The 23,524-nt window shown below is 72.4% G+C and carries 27 protein-coding genes; 7 read left to right on the top strand and 20 right to left on the bottom strand.

The window, feature by feature from the left end:
• Positions 1–2: 2 nt before the first annotated feature.
• The 7 genes from DAI17_RS01155 to DAI17_RS20820 all read right to left on the bottom strand — a co-directional run bounded on the left by DAI17_RS01155 (position 3) and on the right by DAI17_RS20820 (position 3,626).
• On the bottom strand, positions 3–350 hold the full coding sequence (locus DAI17_RS01155; protein WP_107771067.1) for a contact-dependent growth inhibition system immunity protein: 348 nt from the start codon (positions 348–350) through the stop codon (positions 3–5).
• A gap of 104 nt (positions 351–454) precedes the next feature.
• Complete coding sequence (locus tag DAI17_RS01160; RefSeq protein WP_107771068.1) at positions 455–745, bottom strand: contact-dependent growth inhibition system immunity protein; 291 nt, start codon at positions 743–745, stop codon at positions 455–457.
• A 9-nt stretch (positions 746–754) separates the two neighbouring features.
• Positions 755–2,134, bottom strand: a complete 1,380-nt coding sequence (locus tag DAI17_RS01165) for an RNase A-like domain-containing protein (RefSeq protein WP_107771069.1) — start codon at positions 2,132–2,134, stop codon at positions 755–757.
• Entirely contained in the window at positions 2,131–2,427 is a 297-nt protein-coding gene (locus DAI17_RS01170) for a WXG100 family type VII secretion target (protein WP_107771070.1), read from the bottom strand. Before DAI17_RS01170 ends, DAI17_RS01165 begins: the two co-directional genes overlap by 4 nt.
• On the bottom strand, positions 2,424–2,729 hold the full coding sequence (locus tag DAI17_RS01175; protein ID WP_159081279.1) for a WXG100 family type VII secretion target: 306 nt from the start codon (positions 2,727–2,729) through the stop codon (positions 2,424–2,426). Before DAI17_RS01175 ends, DAI17_RS01170 begins: the two co-directional genes overlap by 4 nt.
• A 121-nt stretch (positions 2,730–2,850) precedes the next feature.
• Complete coding sequence (locus DAI17_RS01180) at positions 2,851–3,120, bottom strand: DivIVA domain-containing protein (RefSeq protein ID WP_159081280.1); 270 nt, start codon at positions 3,118–3,120, stop codon at positions 2,851–2,853.
• 197 nt (positions 3,121–3,317) lie between these two features.
• Positions 3,318–3,626, bottom strand: coding sequence for a winged helix-turn-helix domain-containing protein (locus DAI17_RS20820; protein WP_159081281.1), 309 nt, complete (start codon positions 3,624–3,626; stop codon positions 3,318–3,320).
• Between the two features lie 268 nt (positions 3,627–3,894).
• Here DAI17_RS20820 and DAI17_RS01190 point away from each other — a divergent pair, with 268 nt between their 5' ends.
• Positions 3,895–4,485 carry a hypothetical protein gene (locus tag DAI17_RS01190; RefSeq protein WP_107771074.1) on the top strand — a complete coding sequence of 197 codons (591 nt, stop codon included), beginning with the start codon at positions 3,895–3,897 and terminating at the stop codon, positions 4,483–4,485.
• 92 nt (positions 4,486–4,577) lie between these two features.
• Here DAI17_RS01190 and DAI17_RS01195 read toward each other — a convergent pair whose 3' ends face one another.
• From DAI17_RS01195 to DAI17_RS01215, 5 genes are all read right to left on the bottom strand, one after another.
• On the bottom strand, positions 4,578–5,510 hold the full coding sequence (locus DAI17_RS01195; RefSeq protein WP_107771075.1) for an acyl-ACP desaturase: 933 nt from the start codon (positions 5,508–5,510) through the stop codon (positions 4,578–4,580).
• A gap of 153 nt (positions 5,511–5,663) precedes the next feature.
• Positions 5,664–7,109: a PhoX family protein gene (locus DAI17_RS01200; RefSeq protein WP_107771076.1), complete on the bottom strand. Its 1,446-nt coding sequence runs from the start codon at positions 7,107–7,109 to the stop codon at positions 5,664–5,666.
• A 73-nt stretch (positions 7,110–7,182) separates the two neighbouring features.
• Positions 7,183–8,793 (bottom strand): helix-turn-helix transcriptional regulator, encoded by a 1,611-nt coding sequence (locus DAI17_RS01205; protein WP_199904878.1) that lies wholly within the window; start codon positions 8,791–8,793, stop codon positions 7,183–7,185.
• Positions 8,794–8,813: 20 nt separating this feature from the next.
• On the bottom strand, positions 8,814–9,947 hold the full coding sequence (locus tag DAI17_RS01210; protein ID WP_107771077.1) for a flavin-containing monooxygenase: 1,134 nt from the start codon (positions 9,945–9,947) through the stop codon (positions 8,814–8,816).
• Positions 9,948–10,047: 100 nt separating this feature from the next.
• Complete coding sequence (locus tag DAI17_RS01215; protein ID WP_107771078.1) at positions 10,048–11,235, bottom strand: alcohol dehydrogenase catalytic domain-containing protein; 1,188 nt, start codon at positions 11,233–11,235, stop codon at positions 10,048–10,050.
• A gap of 291 nt (positions 11,236–11,526) precedes the next feature.
• On the opposite strand from DAI17_RS01215, the gene DAI17_RS01220 reads away from it, so the two are divergent.
• From DAI17_RS01220 to DAI17_RS01230, 3 genes are all read left to right on the top strand, one after another.
• Positions 11,527–12,123, top strand: a complete 597-nt coding sequence (locus DAI17_RS01220) for a superoxide dismutase family protein (RefSeq protein ID WP_107771079.1) — start codon at positions 11,527–11,529, stop codon at positions 12,121–12,123.
• A 151-nt stretch (positions 12,124–12,274) separates the two neighbouring features.
• On the top strand, positions 12,275–13,099 hold the full coding sequence (locus DAI17_RS01225) for a hypothetical protein (protein ID WP_107771080.1): 825 nt from the start codon (positions 12,275–12,277) through the stop codon (positions 13,097–13,099).
• Positions 13,096–13,905, top strand: coding sequence for a hypothetical protein (locus tag DAI17_RS01230; RefSeq protein ID WP_107771081.1), 810 nt, complete (start codon positions 13,096–13,098; stop codon positions 13,903–13,905). Before DAI17_RS01225 ends, DAI17_RS01230 begins: the two co-directional genes overlap by 4 nt.
• Positions 13,906–13,996: 91 nt before the next feature.
• On the opposite strand, the gene DAI17_RS21445 is transcribed toward DAI17_RS01230, so the two are convergent.
• Complete coding sequence (locus DAI17_RS21445; RefSeq protein WP_107771082.1) at positions 13,997–14,371, bottom strand: PH domain-containing protein; 375 nt, start codon at positions 14,369–14,371, stop codon at positions 13,997–13,999.
• A 504-nt stretch (positions 14,372–14,875) separates the two neighbouring features.
• Between DAI17_RS21445 and DAI17_RS01240 the strand changes: the two genes are divergently transcribed.
• On the top strand, positions 14,876–16,255 hold the full coding sequence (locus DAI17_RS01240; protein ID WP_159081282.1) for a hypothetical protein: 1,380 nt from the start codon (positions 14,876–14,878) through the stop codon (positions 16,253–16,255).
• Positions 16,256–16,293: 38 nt separating this feature from the next.
• Positions 16,294–17,766, top strand: coding sequence for a cryptochrome/photolyase family protein (locus tag DAI17_RS01245; RefSeq protein ID WP_107771084.1), 1,473 nt, complete (start codon positions 16,294–16,296; stop codon positions 17,764–17,766).
• Here the strand turns inward: DAI17_RS01245 and DAI17_RS01250 are convergent.
• The 4 genes from DAI17_RS01250 to DAI17_RS01265 all read right to left on the bottom strand — a co-directional run bounded on the left by DAI17_RS01250 (position 17,708) and on the right by DAI17_RS01265 (position 20,789).
• Positions 17,708–18,475 (bottom strand): phosphatase PAP2 family protein, encoded by a 768-nt coding sequence (locus tag DAI17_RS01250; RefSeq protein ID WP_107771085.1) that lies wholly within the window; start codon positions 18,473–18,475, stop codon positions 17,708–17,710. The genes DAI17_RS01245 and DAI17_RS01250 overlap by 59 nt on opposite strands.
• Positions 18,472–19,356, bottom strand: a complete 885-nt coding sequence (locus DAI17_RS01255) for a 2-oxo acid dehydrogenase subunit E2 (RefSeq protein ID WP_107771086.1) — start codon at positions 19,354–19,356, stop codon at positions 18,472–18,474. Before DAI17_RS01255 ends, DAI17_RS01250 begins: the two co-directional genes overlap by 4 nt.
• A gap of 72 nt (positions 19,357–19,428) precedes the next feature.
• Positions 19,429–19,929: a flavodoxin family protein gene (locus tag DAI17_RS01260; protein ID WP_107771087.1), complete on the bottom strand. Its 501-nt coding sequence runs from the start codon at positions 19,927–19,929 to the stop codon at positions 19,429–19,431.
• 2 nt (positions 19,930–19,931) lie between these two features.
• Positions 19,932–20,789, bottom strand: coding sequence for a hypothetical protein (locus DAI17_RS01265; protein ID WP_107771088.1), 858 nt, complete (start codon positions 20,787–20,789; stop codon positions 19,932–19,934).
• Between the two features lie 160 nt (positions 20,790–20,949).
• On the opposite strand from DAI17_RS01265, the gene DAI17_RS01270 reads away from it, so the two are divergent.
• Complete coding sequence (locus DAI17_RS01270) at positions 20,950–21,444, top strand: mycothiol transferase (RefSeq protein WP_107771089.1); 495 nt, start codon at positions 20,950–20,952, stop codon at positions 21,442–21,444.
• Positions 21,445–21,869: 425 nt separating this feature from the next.
• On the opposite strand, the gene DAI17_RS01275 is transcribed toward DAI17_RS01270, so the two are convergent.
• The 3 genes from DAI17_RS01275 to DAI17_RS01285 all read right to left on the bottom strand — a co-directional run bounded on the left by DAI17_RS01275 (position 21,870) and on the right by DAI17_RS01285 (position 23,412).
• The gene (locus DAI17_RS01275; RefSeq protein ID WP_107771090.1) at positions 21,870–22,274 is read right to left on the bottom strand and encodes a DUF2237 family protein; all 405 of its coding nucleotides are present in this window, start codon (positions 22,272–22,274) and stop codon (positions 21,870–21,872) included.
• A 78-nt stretch (positions 22,275–22,352) separates the two neighbouring features.
• The gene (locus tag DAI17_RS01280) at positions 22,353–22,739 is read right to left on the bottom strand and encodes an SRPBCC family protein (RefSeq protein WP_107771091.1); all 387 of its coding nucleotides are present in this window, start codon (positions 22,737–22,739) and stop codon (positions 22,353–22,355) included.
• A 22-nt stretch (positions 22,740–22,761) separates the two neighbouring features.
• Positions 22,762–23,412 (bottom strand): hypothetical protein, encoded by a 651-nt coding sequence (locus DAI17_RS01285; RefSeq protein WP_107771092.1) that lies wholly within the window; start codon positions 23,410–23,412, stop codon positions 22,762–22,764.
• Positions 23,413–23,524: the final 112 nt, after the last annotated feature.

The following is a 23,524-nucleotide window of genomic DNA, read 5'->3' on the forward strand; positions in this document are numbered from 1 at the left end:
CCTCAAGCTCCGCGGCGGGTGTCTGGAGCCACGGGTGCGGCTGGGCGGCTCTGGGTTTCGCGCTCGAGGCGAGCCTTGATGTTCCGGAGCCACTCGCTGTACGACTCGGAATCGTCGCCCGCCCAATAGAAGTTGCCGAGTCCGTCGAGGGCCTTCTTCAGTTCGGCAGCGCTGTGGGTCGTCCGCATCAGGGTCGCTATCTCGGCCGTGACACCGCGGACCCGTGACGGCTCGCGTCGGGCGAAGTCGTCGACGGCAGCCTCCCAAGACCCGCCGTACTCGTCGTGCCAGTCCTGGTGAAAGTAGGCACCAAGTAACTGCGACAGGGCGGGGTAGTCGGCCTTGTTCACCGGAGACCTCCTCGCTACGGGGGAGAGACGCGGTCTTGGATTCGGATGCCCAGGTACGCAGATGGCTGTGCAAGTGCGAAGCCCGATGCCGCACCACAGGCGGTCTAGGCTGATCTGGCTGCCAGGTCGGCCTCAATTCGGCTCTCCACCTGTGAAAGCCATATGCGTTCGCCGCCAACCGGAGTGGCATCGAATCCCCACTGAACCAGCCTGGTACCAAGTTGCTCATCGTTGAGGTCTTCGGCCAAGAGACCCTCAATCTCGCTAGGAACAGCTCGGGCTCGTTCGGGCGAACGCCTCACGAAGTCGTCGACGGCGTCCTCCCACGACGCATACTCGTGCTGGTCCCAGAGCTCGTAGAAGTACCCGCTGATGAGGTGCTTGAGGTTGTCCATGTCCTCGTCCTAGTTGGGGAACGCCGTAAGGAGTTGCCATCCATCGCGGGTACCGGGCTTGGGAATGAGCACGATCTTAATCGCGGTCGGGTGAACGATCGACCCGTCCGCCAGCACGGTTGTGCCTGTGGCTCTGCCCATCTCCGCGTCGAGGACGAGCTTGTCGGCACTGCCGCTCTTGATCCACTGGTCGATCTCGTCGGAGTGGCGAATCAGGGCGTCGTTCAGGAGCCGCTCCGCTGAGGCGAGGTCATCGAATGAGGACGCCCTGCGACGGCCCTCGGCAACAACGCGTTGGCGCAGTTCATCGAGGGACTGGCCGACGTGTTGCTTGACGGTGTGGCCAGGCGGGACATCGTGGGCTCGGAGCCACCCTGGCTTCCGCGTGCCACCCCAGCCTCCGGGCACCTTCATCGACCCGCGTTCATTCCGCGCGGGCACGCGGGCGAACTTCTCCACCCGCGTCCGGACGGTGCTCAGCCCGTCGCGGGCGGTGCGGAGCCGACCGGCTGTCGCGGTGCTCGTCGCCCTCAGCCCGACGAGCAGCGCATGGAACCGTGGCGCCTGCGCTCCGATCCGGGCCAGGACCGCAGTTCCCGCGGCGCCGGCTCCCAACCCGCCGGTGATGCCGCCGATGACGGCCGACATCACGGCGCCCTCCACGACCATCTGCCCGATCTCGGCGAGCAAGGCGCGCGTGCGGTCGTGGGTGTCCCGGACGGCGTCGGCGTACTCCTCGCACGAGGTCCCGACCGCGATCAGCTCATCGGCGGTGTCGCCGACGAGGGAACGCAGCTCGTCGAGCGCGGAGAGGGCGAGCGGGATCTCGGCGGAGACCTGGTGCTCGAGGAAGCCGGCGGCGATGTCGCAGTGGGCGTCGAGGTCGGCCACGGCCGCGCCGGCCCGGCGCCACGCGGTGGCGGCGTCGAGCAGCAGGTCGACGTCGGCGTCGGGCCAGACGAAGCCCTCGACGTGGTCGAGGATGAACGTCTCGACCGTGCCGAGCGGTACCGGGTTCGCGCCGAGGCTCGACGGCGGCGAGGCCGGGGAGACACGGACGTAGTCGTCCTCGCCGAGCGCCCCGCCGGTGTACGCAGAGACGGCGGCGGAGGCGGCCTCGGCGTCGTCGTGGTTCGCACCCGAGGCGCGCAGGAGCCGGCCGAGGCCGATGAAGGCGTGGGTCAGCTCGGCCATGGTGTCGAGGGCCTGCCGGGCGCTGGCGTCGTACGACGCGGCGAACTCGGCGCTGGTCGCGTCGTCGCCGGCCATCCCGGCGTACCCGCCGAGCTTGCCGGCCAGCGACTCGCACAACAGTGCCGAGATCTGGTTGCCGGTGCGGCACGCGTCGGCCGCGGAGGTGAACCCGGCGGTCTCGACGGCGACCCTCACCGGACCTGCTCCCACATCGCGACGTTGGCCTCGACCGCGAGCGTGTAGTTCGACCGCGAGGTGTCGCCGACCGTGCGCAGCCCTTCGAGAGCAGCGGTCATCTCGGCGAACGACGAGCGCCACGAGGAGTGCGACGTCGTGTGGGCGTCGCTTGCCAGCCCGGTCCAGCCGTCGTGGAGCACCCGGTGGGCGGACTCGACCTCCGTCGCGAGGTCGGCGAGACCCTGACCGCACGCCTCCATCGCGGCGATGACGGCAACAAGTTCGTCGACGTCGACGTCGTACGCGGTCATCCGAGCCGCGTCGCCAGCAGGTCGTGCGTCTCCGAGGAGGACGTGTCGGCGAGCGTCACGTCGTCGCGGGCCGCACGGAGGGCGACCGCGCTCGTCGACAGGCCGGCGATGACCGTGTCTGCACCGTCACGCCACTCCTCCCACAGCCCGGCGAAGCGCTCGGCAGCGGCACCGTGCCAGGTCGACAGGAGCGCGTCCACGGCCGCCCCGACCTGCGCACGACGGGTCGCCATGTCGGCGGCGCGCGCCTCGACGCGGTCGGCGCCGATCGACAGCTGGGCAGGGTCGAGCCTGACGTTCATCGCGCCTCCCGAGATCACCGGTCTCACGCCGGACGAGTACGACCGGGGTCGACTCTTCCCGTCGGCAGCGCGCTACGTAACCCGGCGACGGCGATCTGTGGACAACGCCGCCGGCGTCGCTCTAGTCGCCGACACCCTCGATGGCCCGGAGCTCCTCCGACAGGCGGGCGAGGTGGGTGTCGACGTCGCCCATGTCGTACCCCGTGCGCAGTCGCACCGGGGCGAAGCGGACCCGTTCCACCTCGCGGGCGGTCACCGAGCGGTCACGCATGCTGACCGCTCGCTCGGCGCGCGCCACGAACGCGTCGACCGAGGCGACGTCGTACCCTTCGCGCCAGCGAGTGGTGGCGAAGCGGGTGCCGGCCTGGGGGTCGTACGTGCTGTCGTCCATGGGGCTCCTCCGCAGTCGGGTGCGCCGGCGGGCGCTCGGACGCCACCATGCCCGCTGCCTGGCGATCCAACCTTCCCCGTGCCGACGAGACCGATCTTCCGACGCCGACGGCGGACCTGAGTGTGGCTTTGGTGCCATCAGGTGACACCAAAGCCACACCCAAGCGGCGTCGCCCGCGTCAGGCGGCGTCGCCTGCGTCAGGACGTCCAGGTCAGCCGATACCCGACCCCGCGCACGGTGTCGAGCGAGCAGCAGTCGACGTCCTCCTCGACGAGCCGACGACGCAGCCGCCTGACGTGGGCCGCGACGCGTTCGGTCTCGTGGTAGGCGCTGCCGAACATCAGCGCCGCCAGGCGCCGGGTGGGGACCGTCCGGGTCTCCGCCCGGAGCAGGGCGCACAGCAGGCGGTACTGCGTCAGCGTGATCTGCAGGGCGAGCCCGTTGCGGGTGACCTCCCAGTGCTCCTCGTCGAGCACGAGCCGTGCACGAGGGGGCGCGACGGGCACCGTGACATGTGGCGAGACAGGGGGAGGGGCAGCAGCCCCCGCGATCGCCAGCAGCTGCCGGGCATGCTGGACCGCCCACGCCTGGGCGGCGTCGGAGTCGATGTGTCCCCGGGCAGCCTCGAGGGCTGCGCGACAACGTCGACTACGCGCAGCGGACGGGGCGGCAGGTTGATCTCTACGTCCGACCCAATGGCGGGACAACCCTGTCCGGTCCGTTGCAGGACGCGATCGCGGATCCCACTGTCCCCCTCAACCTAAGGTTCATCCCATGAGCAAGAGGAAGCCGAAAAGCGCGGACGAGTTCATGAAGGAGCTCGAGGCGGACCCGGAGCACCGGGCCGCCCAGGCCGAGCAGGAGAGTGAGCTCGCGGAGCAGGAGGAGCGGTACGCCGAGGCGGAGGCGCCGCTGGTGCGGGCACTCGCCGACATCGAGGTGGAGGTGAAGTCTGTCTGGGACTTGGTCAACACCTCGGACGACTACTCCGTGGCCATCCCCGTGCTTGAGGAGCACCTCAAGGACGACTCCTACCCCGACCGCATCCGTGAGGGAATCGCCCGATCGCTCTCGTTCCGCAAGGCAGCCCCGGGGTGGCCGACCATCGTGAATCTCTACCGCTCGACGACCGAATCCTTCGACCTGCAGCAGGGCCTGGCGGTCGCCATGGCGGGTACCGTCACCGACGAGACCGTCGACGAGCTCGTCGCGGAGGCCCGGTGCGAGGAGCACGGAGAGTCTCGGGTACTCCTGCTGTTGGGCCTCAAGCGGCTGAGGTCCGCGGCGGCCAAGGAGGCGCTCGAGAGCTTCGTCGACGATCCTGATCTCGGCGAGAACGCCACCAAGCAGCTCAAGGGCTGGTAGCGGGGCACGCGTCGCGAGACCACATCCTGTGAGCCTCGACTGGTGACGCCGTGGTGGTCGCGCTGAGGCGCGGGACGTCGTACGACGGATCCCTACTGCCGGCGCGCGGCCTTCTTGGCCGCGGCCTCCTCCCGCCGGGCGACGAACCGAGCGGCCTCGTCGTCGAGGGCCGAGACCGCGGCGGCCAGCTCGTCGCGCGCCCTCTCCCCGTCCTCGTCCAGCCCCTCGAGGTCCCAGACGCCCCACTGCCGCAGCAGCGGCGTGACGATGTCGTCGTGGTGGATGCGCAGGTCGTAGATGCCGGCCTTGGCCATCTGCACCGCCTTGCGGGAGAAGCCGGGGATGATGCTGCCGGGCATCTCGAAGCCGACGACCTCCTCGGTGATCGCGCGCATCGTCTGGTTGGGCGCCATCTCGAGCGCCGCGGTGACGATGTTGCGGTAGAAGATCATGTGCAGGTTCTCGTCCTTGGCGACCCGGGCCAGCAGCTTCTCGGCGATGGGCTCCTCCGTGTAGCGCCCGGTGTTGCGGTGCGACACCCGCGTGGCCAGCTCCTGGAAGGACACGTAGGCGCAGACGTTGAGCACGGACTTCTCGGTGGCCTCGTAGCCGATCTCCATCGTCTCCATCCGGGCCCGCTCGAGCTCGACGGGGTCGACCCCGCGGGTCACGAGGAGGTAGTCGCGGATGCAGAACGCGTGCCGCCCCTCCTCGGCGGTCCACCGGTTGACCCAGGTGCCCCACGCGCTGTCACTGCCGAAGGCCCGGTCGATCTCGCGGTGGTAGCTCGGCAGGTTGTCCTCGGTCAGCAGGTTGACCTCGAGCGCGATCCGCGCGACGGGGGAGAGCTGCGACTGCGCCACCTCCCACGGGTCGCCGCCGAGGTCGGCGAAGTCCCGCCCGAGGCTCCACGGCACGTACTCGTGCGGCATCCACTCGTCCGCGATGCCCAGGTGCCGGTCGAGGTTCTCCGCGACCACCGGCTCGAGCTCCTTGAGCAGCTGTGCGCTTTCGAGTGCGGTCATGGTCCATCTCCTCGTCGGGCGGACGCGGGGGCTGCCGCCCTCACCGTCCCTGCCTACACCCGTCCGGTGGTCACTGACCAGACCTGCCGATCAGCGGGGAACATCCGACGGCCCCGAGCCGTCGGATGTTCCCCGCCGATCGAGCGGACCGGATCAGACCCCGATCTTGTGCCACGGCCCCCAGATGGCGAAGGTGCGGCCGGCGCTGGCCTGGATGTTGACGAACAGCGTCTCGCCGCCCGGGCTGAACGTCGACCCGGCGAACTCGTCGTTGGTCGGGTTGAGCGCGATGTTCCAGAGCTTGCCGTTCTTGGAGAGGCCCCGGACGTAGTTGTTGTCGGTGTTGTCCTCGCAGACCACGAGCGTGCCGCGCTTCGAGGTGGTGATGTTGTCGGGCAGGTCGAGCTCCATCGGGCCCGACGACTGGAAGACGCAGCGGAGCTTGCCCGACGCGGGCCGGTAGGCCCACACCTGGCCGGATCCCCGCCCGAAGCCCGCCGGGTTGGCGTTGCCCACCTCGGCCGACCCGCCGCCCTGGGTGGAGGTGAAGTAGACGACGCCGTCGCGCGACACCTGGCCCTCGAGCCGGGAGAAGTACGCCGCGCCCTGCTCCCAGCCCTGCCGCGCGACGTACGTGATCGCGTCGTTGTTGCTGGTCGGCGCGGTCTCGCCGGGGGTGTAGGTGAACTCGGGCGCCGGGTCATCGATCGGCACCCACTCCACGTCGTACGTCGCCCCCTGCTCCTGCTCGCCCTCGAGGTGGGCGTTGTCGACGCCGACCACCTTGAGCATCTCCAGCGTGCCGCCGTCCTCGAGCCGGCCGACGGACATCGGGTCGCTCGGCGGCTTGTAGCGGTAGAAGCCGGACGCGAAGCCGAAGTCGTCCTCGGTGAGGTAGAGGTAGCCGCTGCCGGGGTCGTAGGACACCGCCTCGTGGGCGAACCGGCCCGCCGAGCGGATCGGCTGCCGGTCCGACTGGCCGTCGCCGGGGAAGACGCTGACCGGCACCTCGAAGACGAATCCGTGCGGCTTGGTCAGCGGGATGTTGGACGTGCCGGTGAAGTCCGGGCCGACGTCGGGGCCGTTGATCGTCTCCTCGCAGGTGACCCACGAGCCCCACGGCATCTGGCCGCCGGAGCAGTTCATCATCGTGCCGTTGAGGCTGGTGAAGGAGCGCACGACCTCTCCGCGCGTGGTGACCTGGATGGTCGTCGTGCCACCGCCGGCCATGGCGTCGTACGGCGTTCCCGTCCCGAAGGCGGGCAGCGGGTTGTTGATCTCGTGGTTGCGGATGAGCACCACCGTGCCGTCCGGGCCCGGGAAGGCGCCCATGCCGTCGTGTCGCCCGGGCAGCACCGTGCCGTCGGTGAGGGTCACCGGCGTGGTCGTGTCGTGGAACGACCGGTAGCGGAAGCCCTTCGGCACCTGGAGCCGCACGACCTGGTCGCGCTCGTCCGGCACGGGGAACAGCGGCACCTGCTTGGGGTTGGTCGCTGCCGACGCGGGACCGGCCACCAGGCCGGCGAAGGGCCCGGCCATCGAGGCGGCTGCCGCGGTCTTGAGGATCGTGCGACGCTCGACGGACTGCTCTGACGACATGCTGTGTACCTCCCGGGTAGGTGCTTGTCCCGCGACGTTAGGCCGGGGAGCGCTGCGTGTAAACGGTCCGCGGTCACACCAGCCCGTGCTCGAAGGCGTACGCCGCCGCGGCGGTCCGCGAGCCGACGTCGAGCTTGCCGAAGATGTTGGACAGGTGCCGAGCGACCGTCTTCTCGCTCAGCACCAGCTCCGCCGCGATCTGCGCGTTGCTCCGCCCCGCGGCCACGAGCCGAAGCACCTCGACCTCCCGGGCGGTGAGGCCGCCGGGCAGGGCCCCCGGCGCGAGGAGCGATGACGCGCGGTCGCTCATCGGCGCCGCGCCCAGGCGCCGGAAGGTCGCGCGGGCGGCCGCCACCTCGCGCTCCGCGGAGGAGGCGTCGCCCAAGGACAGCAGGCACTGCCCGGTCAGCAGCCGGGCGACCGCGGCGTCGTACGGCGAGGACACCTGCGCCCACAGCTGGTGCGCGCGACGCAGGTAGGGCAGCGCCCCGGCCGCGTCGCCGCCGGCGAGCTCGACCGCGCCCATCGCCTGCGCGGCCGCGGCGGCCAGGGGCGGCGTGCCGATCGCGGCCGCCAGCGACGCGAGCTCCCCGGCCAGCGACCGCGCCCGCTCCACCTGCCCGGCGGCCAGCAGCACCTCGACCGCTCCCGGCAGCAGGCGGCACCGCTGCACCGGCCCTCCGGGGTCGGCGAGGAGTCGGTCGACGGCGGCGAGCGCCGCCGCGTCCCGGCCACCCGCCAGCCACAGCAGTGCCAGGCCGGGCTGCGGGTCGAGGCCGAGGTCGGCGGCGCGCTGGTAGGCCGCGTCGGCGCCGTCGAGGTCGCCGCGGAGACGCAGCAGGTCGCCCGTCTCGACGGCGGTGAGGCCGATGGCGTTCAGGGTGCCGATCTCGCGGTAGCGCTCGGCGGCCCGCGCGAGCTCGCGCAGCGCGTCGTCCCAGGCACCCCGCAGCCGCATCAGCTGGCCCCGGTGGACCGCGCACTGCCCGGTGAAGGCGAGCAGGCCCGGCTGGGCGTCGCACCAGCGTTCGAGGGCGCTCGTCCACTCGGCGACGCGCCCGAGGTCGCTGATCTCCTGGCACCCCTCGATCGCGGTGCAGTAGACGTGCCCGGCGATGAAGGCCGACGTCTCACCCGCGACCACCCGCACCATGGCATCGTCCAGGCGGGCGAGCCCCTCGGCGAAGCGGCCGGCCATGAGCGAGACCCGGCCCTGCGCGCACGCGCTCATCGCCAGCAGGTCGGGATCGTGGAACCGGCGGGCGGTGGCGTGGGCCTGATCGGCCAGCACCTGCGCGCCCGCGACGTCGCCCTCGCCGAGGGCCCGGAACATCCGGAGGAACGACACCCATCCCTGCTCGACGCAGTCCTCGCCGATCTCCTCGGCCATCTCGGCGGCTCGTGCCGCCCAACCCGCCGCGAGGGCGTGCTCGCCCTGGTCGGCCGTGCTCAGGGCCAGCCGCACGGCACACGACACGGCCCCGCGGGGGTCGCCCTCCTCCTGGCGCGCCAGGAAGGCGCGCTGGAGGGCACGCACCTGCTCGTCGTGGTGGCCGACCAGGACCGCCGCCGTGCTGAACCGGTCGAGCTCGTCGGCGCCGAGGCCGTCGAGCCCGTCGCGGGACCACGCGTCGTACGCGGCCAGCCAGTCGCCGCGGGCGAAGTGGTCAGCGGCCTGATCCACGCCTCCGAGCGTACGGCGCGTCAGGCCGCCGTGGGCAGGTCGCGGGGGGTCTTCTGCCGGCGGGATCGCTCGGCGATCCGGTCGGCGACGTACGCCGCGTCCCGGCCGACGCCGGGCAGGATCATCGAGCTGAAGGCGTACTGGAAGGACAGGCCGCAGAAGAAGAGTCCGGGGGCGTCGGCGACCACCCCGCGCATCTCCCGGGGCCACCCGTCGTCGCCGAGGATCGGCAGGTGGAGCCAGTCGAAGACCTGGCGGAAGCCGGTCGCCCACACGACGGTGGACACCTCGCGCGGGGTGCCGTCGACCACGGGCCGGCCGTCGCGCACCTCCTCGACGCGGCTGGTCACGCGCTCGACCCCGCGCTCGACCAGGTCGCGGCGCTTGACCCGGAGCATGGGGCCGCCGTGGTGGCGGACGTGGGCCATCTCCTTGCGCCCCATCGGCGTGCGGCGGGTGAGGACGTGCTTCCAGGCGAAGATCAGCGCGGGGAAGACCATCCGGAACACCGGGGACCCGAGCCGCGGCGGGATCTCGCCGCAGTCGCGGCCGGCGAGGATCGTGGGGTGCGTCTCTGCCAGCTCGAACGCGATGTCGGTGCCCGAGTGGCTGGCCCCGACGACGAGCACCGGGCCGTCGACCACCTGGCCCGGTCGCCGGTACTCGCTGGAGTGCAGCTGGAGGATCGAGGGGTCGAGGTCGCCGGCGAGGTCGGGGACGTTCGGCGTACGGCCGAAGGTGCCGGTGGCGACCACGACGTTGCGGCAGGTGAAGCGGCCGCGGTCCGTCGTGACGGCGTAGCCGTCGCCGTCGGCGTCGAGGGCCAGCACCCGGGTCTCGAGGCGCACCGGGAGGTCGAAGGTGCGGGCGTAGGTCTCGAGGTAGTCGCCGACCGCGTCCTTGCCCGGGAAGGTCCACCGGCGGGCCGGGAACGGCAGGCCGGGGAGGCCGTCGACGTGGGCGGGGGAGTAGAGCCGGAGGCTGTCCCACTGCCGGCGCCAGTTGTCGCCGACGCGGGTGGCGGCGTCGAGGATGACGAACGGGATCCCGCGGCGCTGGAGGTGGTAGCCGGTCGCGAGGCCGGCCTGGCCGGCCCCGATGACGACCGTGTCGATGTCGGTGCTGTGCCCGGTGGTGCTCTCGGTGGTGTCCATGGGCCGACGCTATTTCGCGCGGGCGCGTCGGCGCGTCGGGCGGGATGCCCATCCTGGAGGCCGCGGCGATGGGTGGATCCCCCCATCGCCGCGACGTACGTCAGGGCTGGAAGACCACCTTGACCATGCCCTCCTCCTTCTTCTGGAAGTGCTCGTAGGCGGCGGGCGCCTCGGTGAGCGGGAGGTGGTGGGTGGCGAAGGCGTCGACGCCGAACGCGTCCTCCTCGGTCAGCATCGGCAGCAGGTCGTCGGTCCAGGCGCGCACGTTGGCCTGCCCCATCCGCAGCTGCACCTGCTTGTCGAAGAGCTGCATCATCGGCATCGGGTCGGCGGCGCCGCCGTAGACGCCCGAGATGGAGATCGTGCCGCCGCGACGGACCGCGTCGATCGCGGTGTAGAGCGCCGCCAGCCGGTCGAGCCCGGCCTTCTTCATCATCGGCTCGGCGACGGCGTCGGGGAGGAGCCCCACGAACTTCTGCACCAGCGTCGCGGCGGGCGACCCGTGGGCCTCCATGCCGACCGCGTCGATGACCGCGTCGGGTCCGCGGCCACCGGTCGACTCGCGGACGAGTGCTCCGACGCCGCCGGCCTGCTCGGCGTCGTCGAGGTGCACCGGCTCGGCTCCGAATGCCTTCACCCGGCCCAGCCGCTCGGCGACCCGGTCCACGGAGATGACGCGGTGCCCGGCCTGCACGCCCATCCGGGCCGCCATGTCACCGATCGGACCGGCGCCCAGGACCAGGAGCGTGCCGCCGCCGGGGACGTCGGCGTACTGCAGTGCCTGCCACGCGGTCGGAAGCACGTCGGAGAGGAACAGGAAGCGGTCGTCGGCGTGCTCGTGCGGCACCTTCATCGACATGAAGTCGGCGAAGGGGACGCGGAGGTACTCGGCCTGGCCGCCGGGGACCTGGCCGTAGAGCTTGCTGTAGCCGAAGAAGCTCGCACCCGTGCCGTGCTCGTGGTTCTGCGTGGTCTCGCACTGGCTGTAGAGGTTGCTGCGGCACATCCAGCACGTGCCGCAGCAGACGTTGAACGGTACGACGACGCGGTCGCCGACCCGGAGGTTCGTCACCCCCGCGCCGACCTCCTCCACGATCCCCATCGGCTCGTGGCCCACGACGTCACCGGCCTCCATGAACGGCGCGAGCGTCTCGTAGAGGTGCAGGTCGGATCCGCACAGGCCGGTGGAGGTGATCTTGATGATCGCGTCGGTGGGCTCCTCGATCTGCGGGTCCGGGACCTCGCTGACCTGCATGTCGTGGACGCCCTGCCAGGTGACTGCCAACATGTTCGTGAACCGCCTTCGGTGGTGGATGTCGTCGGTCGCGACCCGCCCGGTACCCGGCGGTCCCGCGGGCATGCGGGACCGGGCGCCGAGGCATCACCACTCCACGATCCCCGCTCCACAATCCCCCAATTGGACCGGTGCGGCGTGCTGGCGCGAGCCCTAGCGTGGAGGACGAGCCGGCGACAGGAGCCAGCCTCGGGCGGATGGTGCCGGCGTCGACCGGCACCTCCCGACCGACGCGGGCCGTCCCGCCCGACGAACGACGTCACGTCGAGGGACGGGGAGAGCGACATGAGGGACACGAGGAGCAGGGTCAGGCTCGCGATGGCGGGCGTGGCTGCGGTGGCCGTGGTGGGCGGCTCGGTCGCCGCGGAGGCAGGAGGCGGGGGCTCGGGCCACAGGCACGACCGGGACACCGAGGTGGTCACGCTGGTCGGCGTCAACGGGGAGCGGATCGGCTGGGTGAAGATGCGGGAGTACCACGGTCGGGTCGTCGTGAGTGGATGGGCGGGCGGACTGACCCCGGGATTCCACGGCTTCCACATCCACTCCGTCGGTCTGTGCGAGGCGGGTGCGCCCAACGGGCCGTTCACCACGGCGGCCGGGCACTACGCCGGAGCGATGCCCAACCACGGGGACCACGCGGGCGACATGCCGTCGCTGCTGGTGACGGCGAGCGGTGACGCCTGGGCCAGCTTCATGACCGACCGGTTCACCCTCGACGAGCTGCGTGACACCGACGGCTCGGCGGTCATGGTCCACGCCGGGCCGGACAACTTCGCCAACATCCCGACGCGCTACACCGCGGCCGGCGTGCCCGGTCCCGACGCGACGACGCTCGCCACGGGGGACGCCGGGGCCCGGGTGGCCTGCGGGGTGATCGACTGAGGCGACTGTGTGTGGGTTCGGTGCCACCTGGTGGCACCGAACCCACACAGTCCCGCGGCGGACGCGCTCGCACGCCCGGGACCCGAGGCTCGCTGTGCACCTGCCTCGACCGCCGGACAGGGGCTGGCCCACGTCGTAGGGTCTGGTGCCCATGGGGGACCTCTCGGGTGTCGTCGCGCGCCTGAGGGCGCGCCGGGCCGAGGGGCACCACGCCATCTGGGCCGTCACCGGTGTGGCGCTCGTCGTGGTCGCCTGGGGGACGGCGGACGCCGGGGAGGCCTGGCCGTTCCTCGCGCCCTTCTTCGTCGCCGTCGCCTGGGGGACTGCGGCGGTCGGCTGGTCGCTCGTGCTCGGCAAGGCCGATGCCCCGGCGCGGGGGAGGGCCACCGGAAGGCCGCACCCGCGCAGCCGGCGAGCCCGCGGGCTGGCGGGGCGCAGCCGCTCCCCGAGGCGGCCGCCCTGGGCCTGGCCGACCGTCCTCGCCTACGCCGCCCCGGTCGCGGCCGGCGTCGCGCTGGCGCCGTACGTCCGTGGGGTCGACGAGCCCGGCACCCTGGTGCTGCTGCTCCCGCTGGCGCTCGTCCTGGGGTGGCTCTCCGGGGTGTGCGTCGCCCTGCTCGGCCTCGTGGTCTGGATCTGCGTCATCGGCGTGATCGGCTTCGGACGACCCCTGTTCACCGGCAAGGTCGGAGGTGAGTCCGTCCCGCGAGCGCCGTACGTCGGTCCCTTCGTCGCCACTGCCGGCCTGCTGCTCCTGCCGCTCACCCTCGTGGGGGCGGGGGCCTACGACAGCCCCTACCGCCGCGACGTCCTGCCGCTGCTCGGCATCCTGCGCGACGGCGTCGAGGTCACCCACCCCGTGCTGCTGACCGTCAGCCAGCTCGCCACCTGGGCGATGGTGCTCGGCCTGGTCGGTGGCTTCTTGATCCATCGGCTCGTCGGGTCGTCGACCCACGCTCGAGGGGAGACCCCGTGACCCACCCGTCCCAGGAGCTCCAGGTCCGGTGGGCCGAGGTCCGGCCCCACCACGGCGTCGTGGGCGCGTGGATCGGGGTGGTCCTCCACCTCGTGGTCCTGGCGGTCCTCTCCCTCGTGAGCGAGTCGGGCGACTTCGTGACCCTCATCATCGGGGGCACCGGGGCGGCGACGCTGGTCGCGTTCACCTGGTTCTGCGCGTGCTGGCGCAACGACGCCGCCGAGGCCACCTGGACGACGGCAGAGCCGCTGCCGCCCGGACCGCGGGCCCCCCGTGCGGAGTCGCCGATCGGGCTGCGTGCCACGTGGCGCCACGGCTGGCGGCCCGCGCTGGCCTGGCTCGTCGGTGCCGCGATCGTGCTGAGCGTGCTGCGGGGGCCGGAGGGGTTCGCCGCCTGGATCATCCTCGCCGCGTTCCTCGCGCCGGTCGCGGTCGTCTTCGGCTGGTTGTTCTGGCTGCTCCTGGTGCTGCCGATGCTCTACTTCGTCTCCGGGATTCGCCGGCTGCGTCGCGGCGAGGACGGCTCGCCGCCCGTCGGGGTCGCGCTGGTCGGGATGAGCGTGCTCCTGTGGTGCGTCCTGCCGATGGCGGCCTGCATCTGGCTCAGCGGGGCCGCCGACGACCGTTACGAGGTGTTCCCTGCACTGCTCGGCTACGGCGGTGACGCCCCCGGCTCCGAGCCCCTGCTGTGGGTGGCCCGCGCCCTGGCCTTCCTGGTGCTCATCCTCGCCGTGGCCGGGATGTGGTGGATCCGCCGCGAGCAGCGCCGGATGCAGGAACGCCGCGGCGGGATCGTGCGGCTGTGACGGACGGGGACCCGGGTGAGCCCGAAGAGTGTGGGTTCGGTGTCACCTGGTGACACCGAACCCACAGACAGGTGCGCCGCCCGCCTCGACGTCAGAGCGCTCCGAGGACCGCCGACGAGATCAGGTGGTCGAGTCGGCGGATGTCCACGCCCTTGTTGAGCTTGACCTTGATGTGGCCGGCCCGGGTCCACAGCTCGAGCTCGGCGTTGAAGTCGAGCATCCGGCCAGCGTTCTCCGAGGACCACATATTGATGGCCGAGTAAGGCAGTGAGTACATCTCCACCTTCTTACCCGTCAGCCCCTGGGCGTCCCGGACGATCAGCCGCTTGGTGGTGAAGACTGCGCTGTCGCGGAAGGTCTTGTAGGCCATGACCGGCTTCTCGCCGGCGACGAGGATGGGACCGATGTCGTCGGGGATGGGAATCTCCGAGACGAACGTCCAGGCGAGGATCGGTGCGGTCTCCACGTGTGTCTTCTCCTTCGATCGGGTGAGAGACAACTGTGCGCGACCCAGGGTGGACCGCGTAGGGGAACTCCGAGACTCGTTCGACTCCCGGGTGTAGGGGCTCCCCGTAGCAGGCTCTGCCGTCCTCGAACACCACCAGCGCTTCGTCGTACCGGTGCTGCATCTGGAGGTGGTCGCCCAGGACCGCGAGGTAGGCGCTGCGGGCCGGGCTTTCGACTGCCGCTGCATCGGCGCGGGCACGGAAGGCCGCGACCTTGTCCCGGGTCGGACCCAGCTCGATGTCCGCGATGTCGTCGAGGACCTCCTCGAGATCTGGCGTGTCCACGGACGGCAGGCTAGCCGTCGTCGCGGCTTCTCCACAGGACATGGACCGCCGGGGACCTCGATGTCGGTGGCCAGTGGTTGCCTCGAAGCTCGGGGTCGCACCGAGTCAGTGAAGTGAGGGCAACCATGCAACCGATCCACGATCGCATCGACCGACGACCCGACTGGACGGTCCAGGTGGTGTTCGACCCCCACGGCAACGGAGCCGACTTCGCCTACACGATCGGGCTCCACGATCGCGGCCTGCCCGAGCTGCACCTCTGGGCTCGGCCTGACCGGGGCCCCGACCCGGGGGAGGACTGGATGCTCAGTCACCACGACCGCACTGAGCTGCTCAACGAGCTGGCCCGGCGTCTCGTCGACGGCGCCCTCGCGGTGGGGGACACCTGGAGCGAGCGGTTCGATGCGGGCGTCGCAGTCGTCGACTTCGAGCTGTGCCCGCCGGGTGACCGGGAGCACCTGCAGGCCTTCGGCACCGCCCCCGGCGCGGTGGTGCTTCCGTTGTCCTGGTCGCTCACCCGTCCTCCGGAGGGACCGCTGACACCGCTGGCGCCGGCGGCCCGCAAGCAGGCTGAGACGGACTTCCGGGTTGCCGCAGCCTCCCTCGAGCACGCGCCCGGGCGGACTGCACCGTCGGTGTGGGCCTGTGCCGAGACGCCGTCCTTCGACCCTCGCCAGCCCTTCGGCCCCCTCACCGCCGTGGTCCGTGCCCGGGGCGCTCAACTGTTGGCCGCGAGCGTCACGCAGCTCAACTGTCTGTTGAGACACGCGGCGGAGGTTGAGATGGGCGGCGGAAGCCTCACCTTCCCCGCCTCCTCGGCGGCAGCCTCGGCGCGTCCCGTCGGACGTACGCGTGCGCTGGAAGAGCTGCGAACGGCCGCAGGCCCGCTCCTGGCGGAGGTCACGGAGGGACCTTGCTGGCGCCCCGTGCTGGACTCGCTCCTCGGGGCCGGTCCCCGGCAGCCGAGCGAGGAGGCGTCCATGGGTCGCCTGCTCCGCGACGTCGTGGTGGCGTTGCTCTCCGCCGAGGCCGTGGCGGATGGCATCCCGCACGAATGGTTGCTGGCGGCCCGCGGGCCGTGGCTCACGGCGTTCGGACCTCCCGGCGAGGTGCCCGGGGACGACTGGGCGGCATCGGCGTCGGTGCTCGCTGCGGTGACCGGGTTGCTCCGACCCCTCGACATCCGCCAGCTCGGGGCCGTCGCGGCGGCGCACCGGCTCGGCAGCGCAGGCACGGTCATCGGGCAAGAGGCGTACGCCGACCTGGTTCACAAGTTGCACGGTTGGGCGCTCGTCGGCTTCGCAGGCTGCCCCTGGCGCGGGACGCTGGACGAGCTGCCCGCGTGGAGTCCTCTGCTCGAGCGCATCGTCGGCCCCGGCCAGCGGGTGGAGCTCGCGCCGCTCCCCGAGCTGCAGGAGTGGGCCAGCTGCCTCACCGCTGCGCTGACCCACCGAGCCCGGCTGACTGCCTCGGAGGCCACCGACTTCGCGCGTCCCTTCGCCGACCTGCTACCCGGCCTCCATCGGCTCCTTGACGGGCCGTTGACTGCGGCTTCGTGATGGCGGGCATGCCCGCCCCCCCTGCCTAGGGTGGCTGCATGACGACGCGCTGGCTCTTCGGCGACCAGCTCGGCCCGCACTTCACCGACGACCACCGCGGCCCGCTGCTGATGGTGGAGTCCAGTGCGGTCTTCCGTCGCCGTCGCTTCCACCGGGCCAAGGCCCACCTGGTCCTCTCCGCGATGCGGCACCGCGCCGCAGACTTCGGCGACCGGATGACCTACGTCCGCGCCGACACCTACGCCGAGGCGGTCGCCGACAGGGACGGGCTCGAGGTCGTCCATCCCACGTCGTACGCCGCGTTGGGTCTGGTCGAGCGGCTGGGTGCGACGGTCCTCGAACCACGCGGCTTCGCCACCCCGCGCGCCGACTTCGAGCGCTGGGCCGACGGTCGGGGCGGCAAGCGCCTGCTGATGGAGGACTTCTACCGCCGCGCCCGACAGGCCCACGGCGTCCTCCTCGACGGCGACGAGCCCGCGGGCGGGCAGTGGAACTTCGACCACGACAACCGCGAGCCGGCGCCCAAAGGGGCCGACAGCCTCGGCGTGACCGAGCCGTGGTGGCCCACCGAGGACGACATCGACGCGGAGGTGCGCGAGGACCTCGACCGCTGGGAGCGCGACGGCGAGATCGAGACGATCGGCCGTGACGGCGTACGGCGCTTCCCCGCCACCCGGCGGGAGGCGCTGGCGGCGCTCGACCACTTCGTCGAGCACCGACTGCCGGACTTCGGTGCGCACGAGGACGCGATCCTCGAGGGCGACCCGTGGATGGCGCACAGCCTGGTCAGCGCCCCGATGAACCTCGGGCTGCTCGACCCGCTCGAGGTCGTGGAGCGGGCGGAGGCGGCCTACCGCAGTGGCGCCGCCCCGATCGCCAGCGTCGAGGGCTTCGTCCGGCAGGTGATCGGCTGGCGCGACTACGTGTGGCACGTCTACTGGCACATGGGCGACGGCTACCGGCGGGAGAACGCGCTGCGCGCGACGCAGCGGATGCCGCGGTGGTTCGCCGAGCTCGACGCCGACGCCACCGACGCGCGCTGCCTCTCCCACACGCTCGGCCAGGTCGCCGAGCACGGCTGGGTCCACCACATCCCGCGGCTGATGGTGCTCGGCTCGTACGCCCTCCAGCGCGGGTGGGCGCCGACGCAGGTGACCGACTGGTTCCACCGGGCGTTCGTCGACGGCTACGACTGGGTGATGGTGCCCAACATCATCGGGATGTCGCAGCACGCGGACGGCGGCCGGATGATGACGAAGCCCTACACCTCGGGCGGCGCCTACATCAACACGATGAGCGACCACTGCGGGTCGTGCCGCTTCGACCCCAAGGTCCGGGTGGGGGAGGACGCGTGCCCGTTCACCGCGGGCTACTGGTGGTTCCTGGACCGGCACCGCGAGGCCTTCGCCGGCAACCACCGGATGCGGCGCGCGGTGCAGGGGCTCGACCGGCTCAAGGACCTGGACGGGCTCGTCGCGCAGGAGGACGCGCGAGGGAACCGCGCTCCCTGACCCGGACGGCCTCGGCGACCCGGTCGGCGACCACGAGGCCCAGTACCCCGACGGCGACGCCGGCCGGCAGGTCGACGACCCAGTGGTTGCCCGTCGCGACCACCACCCAGCACATGACGAGCGGGTGCAGCACGCACCACGCGCGCACCAGCGCGGAGCCGGTGACGCCGAGCACGACCACCGACACGACCACCAGGTAGCCCACGTGGAAGCTCGGCATGGCAGCGATCTCGTTGGCGATGCCCACGGGACGCGCGGACGGCTCGACGACGCTGGACGCCACCGGGTCGGCGTACCCCAGGTCGGTCAGCCGCGGCGGTGCCAAGGGGTAGAGGAGGTAGAGGGCCAGGCCCACCAGGCCGGAGGCCACCAGCGCGTTGCGGAGGCGGGCGTACGCGTGCGGGTGCCGGACGAAGAGCACCACCATGGCCAGTGCCACGACGGGGAGGTAGCCCCACACGTAGAACCACGCGCCGACGGTGCCCAGCCACGGGACGGCACGGACCGCGTCCTGCGCGGCGTGCTCCCAGTCCAGGTGCCAGGCCTGCTCGAGGGCCAGCACGTCCTGGGCGTGGGACAGCGCGACGTCCAGGTCGTCGAGGGTCAGCCAGCGGACGGTCAGGTTGGCCGCCAGGGCGATCGCGACCACCCCCAGCTCGACCAGCACGCCGGCCGGGCCCGGCCGGCGTGCCAGCAGGAGGGAGGTCATCGACGGGGCGGCCAGTCCGGGACGATGTCGTCGACCGTGAGGCCGGGATCGTCGAGGAGGTCGGGCCGGGACACGAGGCGACTGAACACCTCGGCGGTCCGCGCGAAGTAGAAGCCGTCGGTGGCCCGCTCGTCGAGCGTGTGGACGAGGTCGACGCAGGTGCGCGCCACGACCCGGCCGGACTCGTCGACCACCGGCTGCGGCGACGCCCGGCCGATCGCCACGAAGATGCTGGCCGTGCCGTGCTCGTAGAGGTGGTGGAAGGGCGGGGCGATCCCGATCGAGCCGGTGTTGGCGACGTACACGCTGGTGTAGAGCGGGATGGCGTCGATGAGCGCCGACGGCAGCAGGTTGTGGTGGTCGAGCCGGCGGATCGCGCCGGCGATGCCGGTCAGGACCGGTCGCGGCCACGACGCGAAGAAGCCGACCAGCCGGTCGTCGGCGCCCCGCGCGTCGTGGCGCTTGCCGTGCACGCGGTCCGCGACGAGGCGGCGTACGTCGTCCACGCGCTCGTGGCCGGTGAGCACGACCCGGGCCTCGGTCTCGGGGGCGTCGTCGCGGAGTGCCTGCTTGACGACGAAGGTGATCGCGATCTCGGTGTGCTCGTAGGTGCGACGGCCGACGACGAAGCGGTTCGTCTCCGGGCGCAGCCGCACGGTGCGCGCGATCGCGGTGAGGAAGACGTGGAAGAGGGTGATCCGCTCCTCGTCCGCTCGTCCGGCGTTGACCTCGTCGAGCCAGACCAGGAGGTCGTCGACCTCGATGCGTTGGGGGAAGTAGACGACCGACTCGGTGCGGGTCGGCATCAGGTGGGGGATGATCCGCCGCAGCGCGGGCAGGCCCTCGACGTACGTCCCGTCGCGCCGCCTCCTGAACGCCATGGACCGACCCTAGGCCCGGGGCCGCGCGACCGCGCCGACTTCGACGAACGCGCGGGTCCCGACCTGACCGGGTCAGAGGGCGGCGCGGTGCGCCGCCAGCGTCGCGCCCCAGGCGCGGGCGCGGTCGAGCTCGCCGTCGAGGAGGGGTCCCTCCATGTCCTCGACCCAGAAGCTCTCCGTGCCCACCAGCCGGCCGAGGTGGTGGCGCACGTGCCGACCGGCGGCCTTGGCCGCCGAGCCGGGGAGGTGGCGCACCTTGCCGACCCGGGTGTCGAAGGTCGCCACGTCGACGACCCCTTCGGCCTCGACCTCGTCGATCCAGTCGCGTATCCCGCGCTCGACGTGGACGCCCGACGCCCCCTTCTCCACCGCGTCGCGACGGGTGGAGGTGCGCGTCATCGAGAAGGCGTGGGTGGGGCCACCCACGACCAGCAGGTCGAGCTCGACGGGCAGCCTGGCCGGCGCGTCGGCCACCTCGACGAGGGTGACGTGCTCACCGAGCCCGCCGGCGATCGCCTCCGCCACCTCCTTCGTGTTGCCCCACATCGACTCGTAGACGACCATCGCGAACATCTTCAGCTCCTCTCCAGGGTTCGCCACCACAAGGTGACCAGCCAGCCGCTCACGGCCAGCAGCAGCAGGGACGGGCCGGCGTCCGGCCCGAGGTCGAGCGGCCCGTCGGTGGCCAGCGCGTACGCCGGGCCGGCCCACAGGGCCACGAAGAGCGTCAGGATCTTGACGAGGGCGACCACGGCGAGCGGCGGGCCGAGCCGGTGCCGCCGCAGCAGCAGCGCGCCGATGACGGCGATCGCCGGCAGCACGACGACGAGGTCGAGGACGAAGACGGGGTACGGCGTCCCGCCGACGCCCTCCGGCTCGGGCGGGTCACCGCCGAAGGCGTAGGGCAGCAGCGTGGAGAGCCACAGCCCCGCGAACAGCACCGCCACCACCACGAGCATCCAGCCCGTGCCGCGCCGCAACCGGTCGGAGGCGTCCTCCGGCCAGCTCATCGCCGCCATCCGCCACCACCCGCACAGCAGGGCGGCGCCGGCAACGGACTCGAGCACGACGTAGACCAGGAAGACCCGGTTCATCGGCACCCCGGTCAGGTAGATGGCGTAGCTGTAGACGACGTAGGCGAGCACGCCCAGCCAGGCCAGGAAGCGGGTCTTCGTCAGCCGGGACGGCAGCGCGAGGACCACCACCAGGACGGCGGCGCCGAGGCTCACGACGTCCTGGCCCCGGGCCGCGAGGACCGTCGCCTCCGACAGTGACCGGTAGGGCTCCTCGGCGAGGAGTCCGTAGGCCGAGGACGCCACGAGGCCGAGGGCGACGACCACGCTCGCAGCCAGCATCGCGTGGGCGCGGGTGGCGGGCCGGACCGGCGCGGCGGATCGGGTCCGAGTCGCGCGGGGGCGCTGCGTCGTGCTCATCGGCTCCCTCTCAGGGCTCGGGGCCAGCCCTCCGTCCCATGCTGCGACGCGCGACAGACGGGCGGCAGGGCCCTCGGACCCTTGCGCCCGCCGCCGATGGTCCCCCCTCAGACGCTCCCTCGGGCTGCCGGGGACGGGCACACCGGCGTACCGTCGGTGCATGGACGTCCGCGAGCTCCTGATCGACGGCTTCGGGCGCATCGACGAGCTGTACGACGACCTGGCCGACGGGCTCGACGAGCGTGCGCTGCACCACCGGCCGGGCGGCACCGGCAACCCGATCGGCTGGCTGCTCTGGCACCTCGCGCGGGTGCAGGACGACCACGTCGCCGGGCTCACCGGCGAGGCGCAGGTGTGGGAGCGCTGGCAGGAGCGCTTCGGGCTCGACAACGGCACCGACGACATCGGCTTCGGGCACACCAGCGCCCAGGTCGACGCGGTGCGCATCATGGACCCCGCGCTGCTGGTCGGCTACCACCGCGACGTGGCCCGGGCGACGTCGCACTACCTGGCGCGGGTCGACGAGGCCGAGCTGGGCCGGGTCGTCGACCGCCGGTGGGACCCACCGGTCACCGCGGGCGTGCGGCTGGTCAGCATCCAGGGCGACTGCCTGCAGCACCTCGGCCAGGCGGCGTACGTGAAGGGCCTCCTCTGACCGAGCCGTCCCGCCGCTCCGCGCACGTGCGCAGGTATGGGGAGCCGGTCGGACGGTCGGTCGTGCACGTGCGCAGGTATGGGGACCCGGTCGGACGGTCGGTCGCGCACGTGCGTAACCCCGGCTGGCCCTGGTGGCCCCGCGGTGGCGCGCGGACCGCTCTGCGGCGCGATGTCGTCCTGGGTTCCTGCCCAGGTGCGCGACCGACGGCTGCTGCCAGCCGTCATTCCTGCGCACCCGCGCAGCCCAGAGCAGGGGACGGCCGCCATTCCTGCGCACCCGCGCAACCCGGAGCAGGGGACGGCCGCCATTCCTGCGCACCCGCGCAACCCGGAGCAGGGGACAGCCGCCATTCCTGCGCACCCGCGCAGCCCGGACCGGTCGGCCCAGGGGCCCGTGTCGTGTGCGTCAGTCGAGCGGGTCGGTCACTGCCAGGAACTGATGTCGGGTGGCACATCGACCGAGTGCTCGCGCAGGATCTCCAGCTCCACGACCTCGAGGGCCCGCTCCGACGTCGAAGCGAGGACGACGGGGGCGGCCACGCCGGCGGCGTACGCCTGGAGCCAGCGAGCGGCGACGACGCACCAGCGGTCCCCGGGCACGAGCCCGGGGAAGTCCCACTCGGGCCGCGGCGTGGACAGGTCATTGCCGACGGCCTTCTGGTGGGCGAGGAACTCGTCGGTCATCACGGCGCACACCGCGTGCAGCCCGACGTCGTGCGGTCCGACGACGCACGAGCCGTTGCGGTGGAACCCGGTCATCGGGTCGGTGCCGCAGGGTTCGAGGTCGCCACCGAGGACGTTGCGCTCGGGCGGGGTGGACTCGGTCATGGACCGATCATCGCCCACCGCCTGGTCGCGTGGGCGGGGGCGTCCGCCGCGGGGCCGACCGGCGGGGCAGCCGGCGCGTCAGCCGGCGACGAGCCGGCGCAGGGCGAGGCGGGCCAGCGGGGCGTAGCCACGCACCAGCAGGGCAGGCGCGTGGACGTCGGCCCAGGCGGTCGACCCAGAGCCGTCCGGCCCACCCGGGTCGACGCCGTGGTCGAGGACGACGCCCACCGGCCCGACGCCGACCCGCCACGTCCACCGCCGCGCTGCCGGGTCGACGGACACGATCCGGAACGGGACGCGCACGAGGAGGGGGCCGTGGACGACACCGCGGTCGCCGGCGCCGATACGACCGGTGACCCCGCGCACGGCACGGATCTGCGGCGCCCACTCGGACCACGCCGCGGGCCGGGTGTACTGCTCCCAGGTGTCGTCGACGGGACGGGGGCCGTGGGCCTCGATGCGCATGGGGGACCTCCGGGGTCGTGGGTCAGGAACGGCGGCGGGCGGCGACGTACGCCGGGTCGCGCAGGCGGACGATGACGGGATGGGTGGCCAGGCCCGGCGGCGTGTTGCGGATCGGGTCGAAGCGCAGGTCGGGCTGGTCCTCGGCGGGCATCGGCTCGAGCGTGAGGTGGCCCAGTGGGCGCCAGCGCCCGGACGCGATCGAGACCCGCACGTCGTACGCAAGGGACCCGGCGTCCCCGGTGGTCGGGAAGAGGCCCAGCACCACGCGCCCGGCGCCGGTCTCGAAGGGGAAGAGCGTGGTCAGCGGGACCAGCGCGCCGGAGCGGTGGGGCACCAGGAGGTGCTGGGTCCACCGGCCGGTCCCGGTCGAGGCGAGGAGCAGGTCGGCCTCGCGCTCGTCGACGACGAGCCGCAGCGCGAGGCCGTCGATGTCGGGCAGCGGTGCCGGCAGCCCCATGGCGGTGGCCCGCCGTCCCAGCCCCGCGTGGCTCCCGCGTGAGCCCAGGAACGCGCCGGCGCCCGGCACCGGGTCGGTCACCTCCAGCACGGCGCGGCTGATCTCGCCGCGCGGGTGCAGCGGCTTCCCCCGCCGGAGGCGGGCCACGGTGCCCAGACCCCAGGCCAGGGCGTGGCCGGCCGCTCCGGCCGCCAGGCGGGTCGCTCGATCGATCACGCGCCCAGCCAACCACCGTCGGGGACTGGCCGGACCACCCCGGTGAGGCAGGTCGCACGACCCGTACCCGGGAGGATGGTCCCCTCCGTCCCCGTGGTGGCTAGCGTCGAGG

Source organism: Nocardioides sediminis, from assembly GCF_003047295.1.
In the GTDB taxonomy this organism is placed as follows: Bacteria; Actinomycetota; Actinomycetes; order Propionibacteriales; family Nocardioidaceae; genus Nocardioides; species Nocardioides sediminis.

What these genes read in the sequence shown, in the direction of transcription:
- DAI17_RS01160 (WP_107771068.1), bottom strand. Translation starts at nt 745, where the DNA reads ATGGACAACCTCAAGCACCTCATCAGCGGGTACTTCTACGAGCTCTGG.
- DAI17_RS01170 (WP_107771070.1), bottom strand. Translation starts at nt 2,427, where the DNA reads ATGACCGCGTACGACGTCGACGTCGACGAACTTGTTGCCGTCATCGCC.
- DAI17_RS01175 (WP_159081279.1), bottom strand. Translation starts at nt 2,729, where the DNA reads ATGAACGTCAGGCTCGACCCTGCCCAGCTGTCGATCGGCGCCGACCGC.
- DAI17_RS01180 (WP_159081280.1), bottom strand. Translation starts at nt 3,120, where the DNA reads ATGGACGACAGCACGTACGACCCCCAGGCCGGCACCCGCTTCGCCACC.
- DAI17_RS01190 (WP_107771074.1), top strand. Translation starts at nt 3,895, where the DNA reads ATGAGCAAGAGGAAGCCGAAAAGCGCGGACGAGTTCATGAAGGAGCTC.
- DAI17_RS01195 (WP_107771075.1), bottom strand. Translation starts at nt 5,510, where the DNA reads ATGACCGCACTCGAAAGCGCACAGCTGCTCAAGGAGCTCGAGCCGGTG.
- DAI17_RS01200 (WP_107771076.1), bottom strand. Translation starts at nt 7,109, where the DNA reads ATGTCGTCAGAGCAGTCCGTCGAGCGTCGCACGATCCTCAAGACCGCG.
- DAI17_RS01210 (WP_107771077.1), bottom strand. Translation starts at nt 9,947, where the DNA reads ATGGACACCACCGAGAGCACCACCGGGCACAGCACCGACATCGACACG.
- DAI17_RS01215 (WP_107771078.1), bottom strand. Translation starts at nt 11,235, where the DNA reads ATGTTGGCAGTCACCTGGCAGGGCGTCCACGACATGCAGGTCAGCGAG.
- DAI17_RS01220 (WP_107771079.1), top strand. Translation starts at nt 11,527, where the DNA reads ATGAGGGACACGAGGAGCAGGGTCAGGCTCGCGATGGCGGGCGTGGCT.
- DAI17_RS01225 (WP_107771080.1), top strand. Translation starts at nt 12,275, where the DNA reads ATGGGGGACCTCTCGGGTGTCGTCGCGCGCCTGAGGGCGCGCCGGGCC.
- DAI17_RS01245 (WP_107771084.1), top strand. Translation starts at nt 16,294, where the DNA reads ATGACGACGCGCTGGCTCTTCGGCGACCAGCTCGGCCCGCACTTCACC.
- DAI17_RS01250 (WP_107771085.1), bottom strand. Translation starts at nt 18,475, where the DNA reads ATGACCTCCCTCCTGCTGGCACGCCGGCCGGGCCCGGCCGGCGTGCTG.
- DAI17_RS01255 (WP_107771086.1), bottom strand. Translation starts at nt 19,356, where the DNA reads ATGGCGTTCAGGAGGCGGCGCGACGGGACGTACGTCGAGGGCCTGCCC.
- DAI17_RS01260 (WP_107771087.1), bottom strand. Translation starts at nt 19,929, where the DNA reads ATGTTCGCGATGGTCGTCTACGAGTCGATGTGGGGCAACACGAAGGAG.
- DAI17_RS01265 (WP_107771088.1), bottom strand. Translation starts at nt 20,789, where the DNA reads ATGAGCACGACGCAGCGCCCCCGCGCGACTCGGACCCGATCCGCCGCG.
- DAI17_RS01270 (WP_107771089.1), top strand. Translation starts at nt 20,950, where the DNA reads ATGGACGTCCGCGAGCTCCTGATCGACGGCTTCGGGCGCATCGACGAG.
- DAI17_RS01275 (WP_107771090.1), bottom strand. Translation starts at nt 22,274, where the DNA reads ATGACCGAGTCCACCCCGCCCGAGCGCAACGTCCTCGGTGGCGACCTC.
- DAI17_RS01280 (WP_107771091.1), bottom strand. Translation starts at nt 22,739, where the DNA reads ATGCGCATCGAGGCCCACGGCCCCCGTCCCGTCGACGACACCTGGGAG.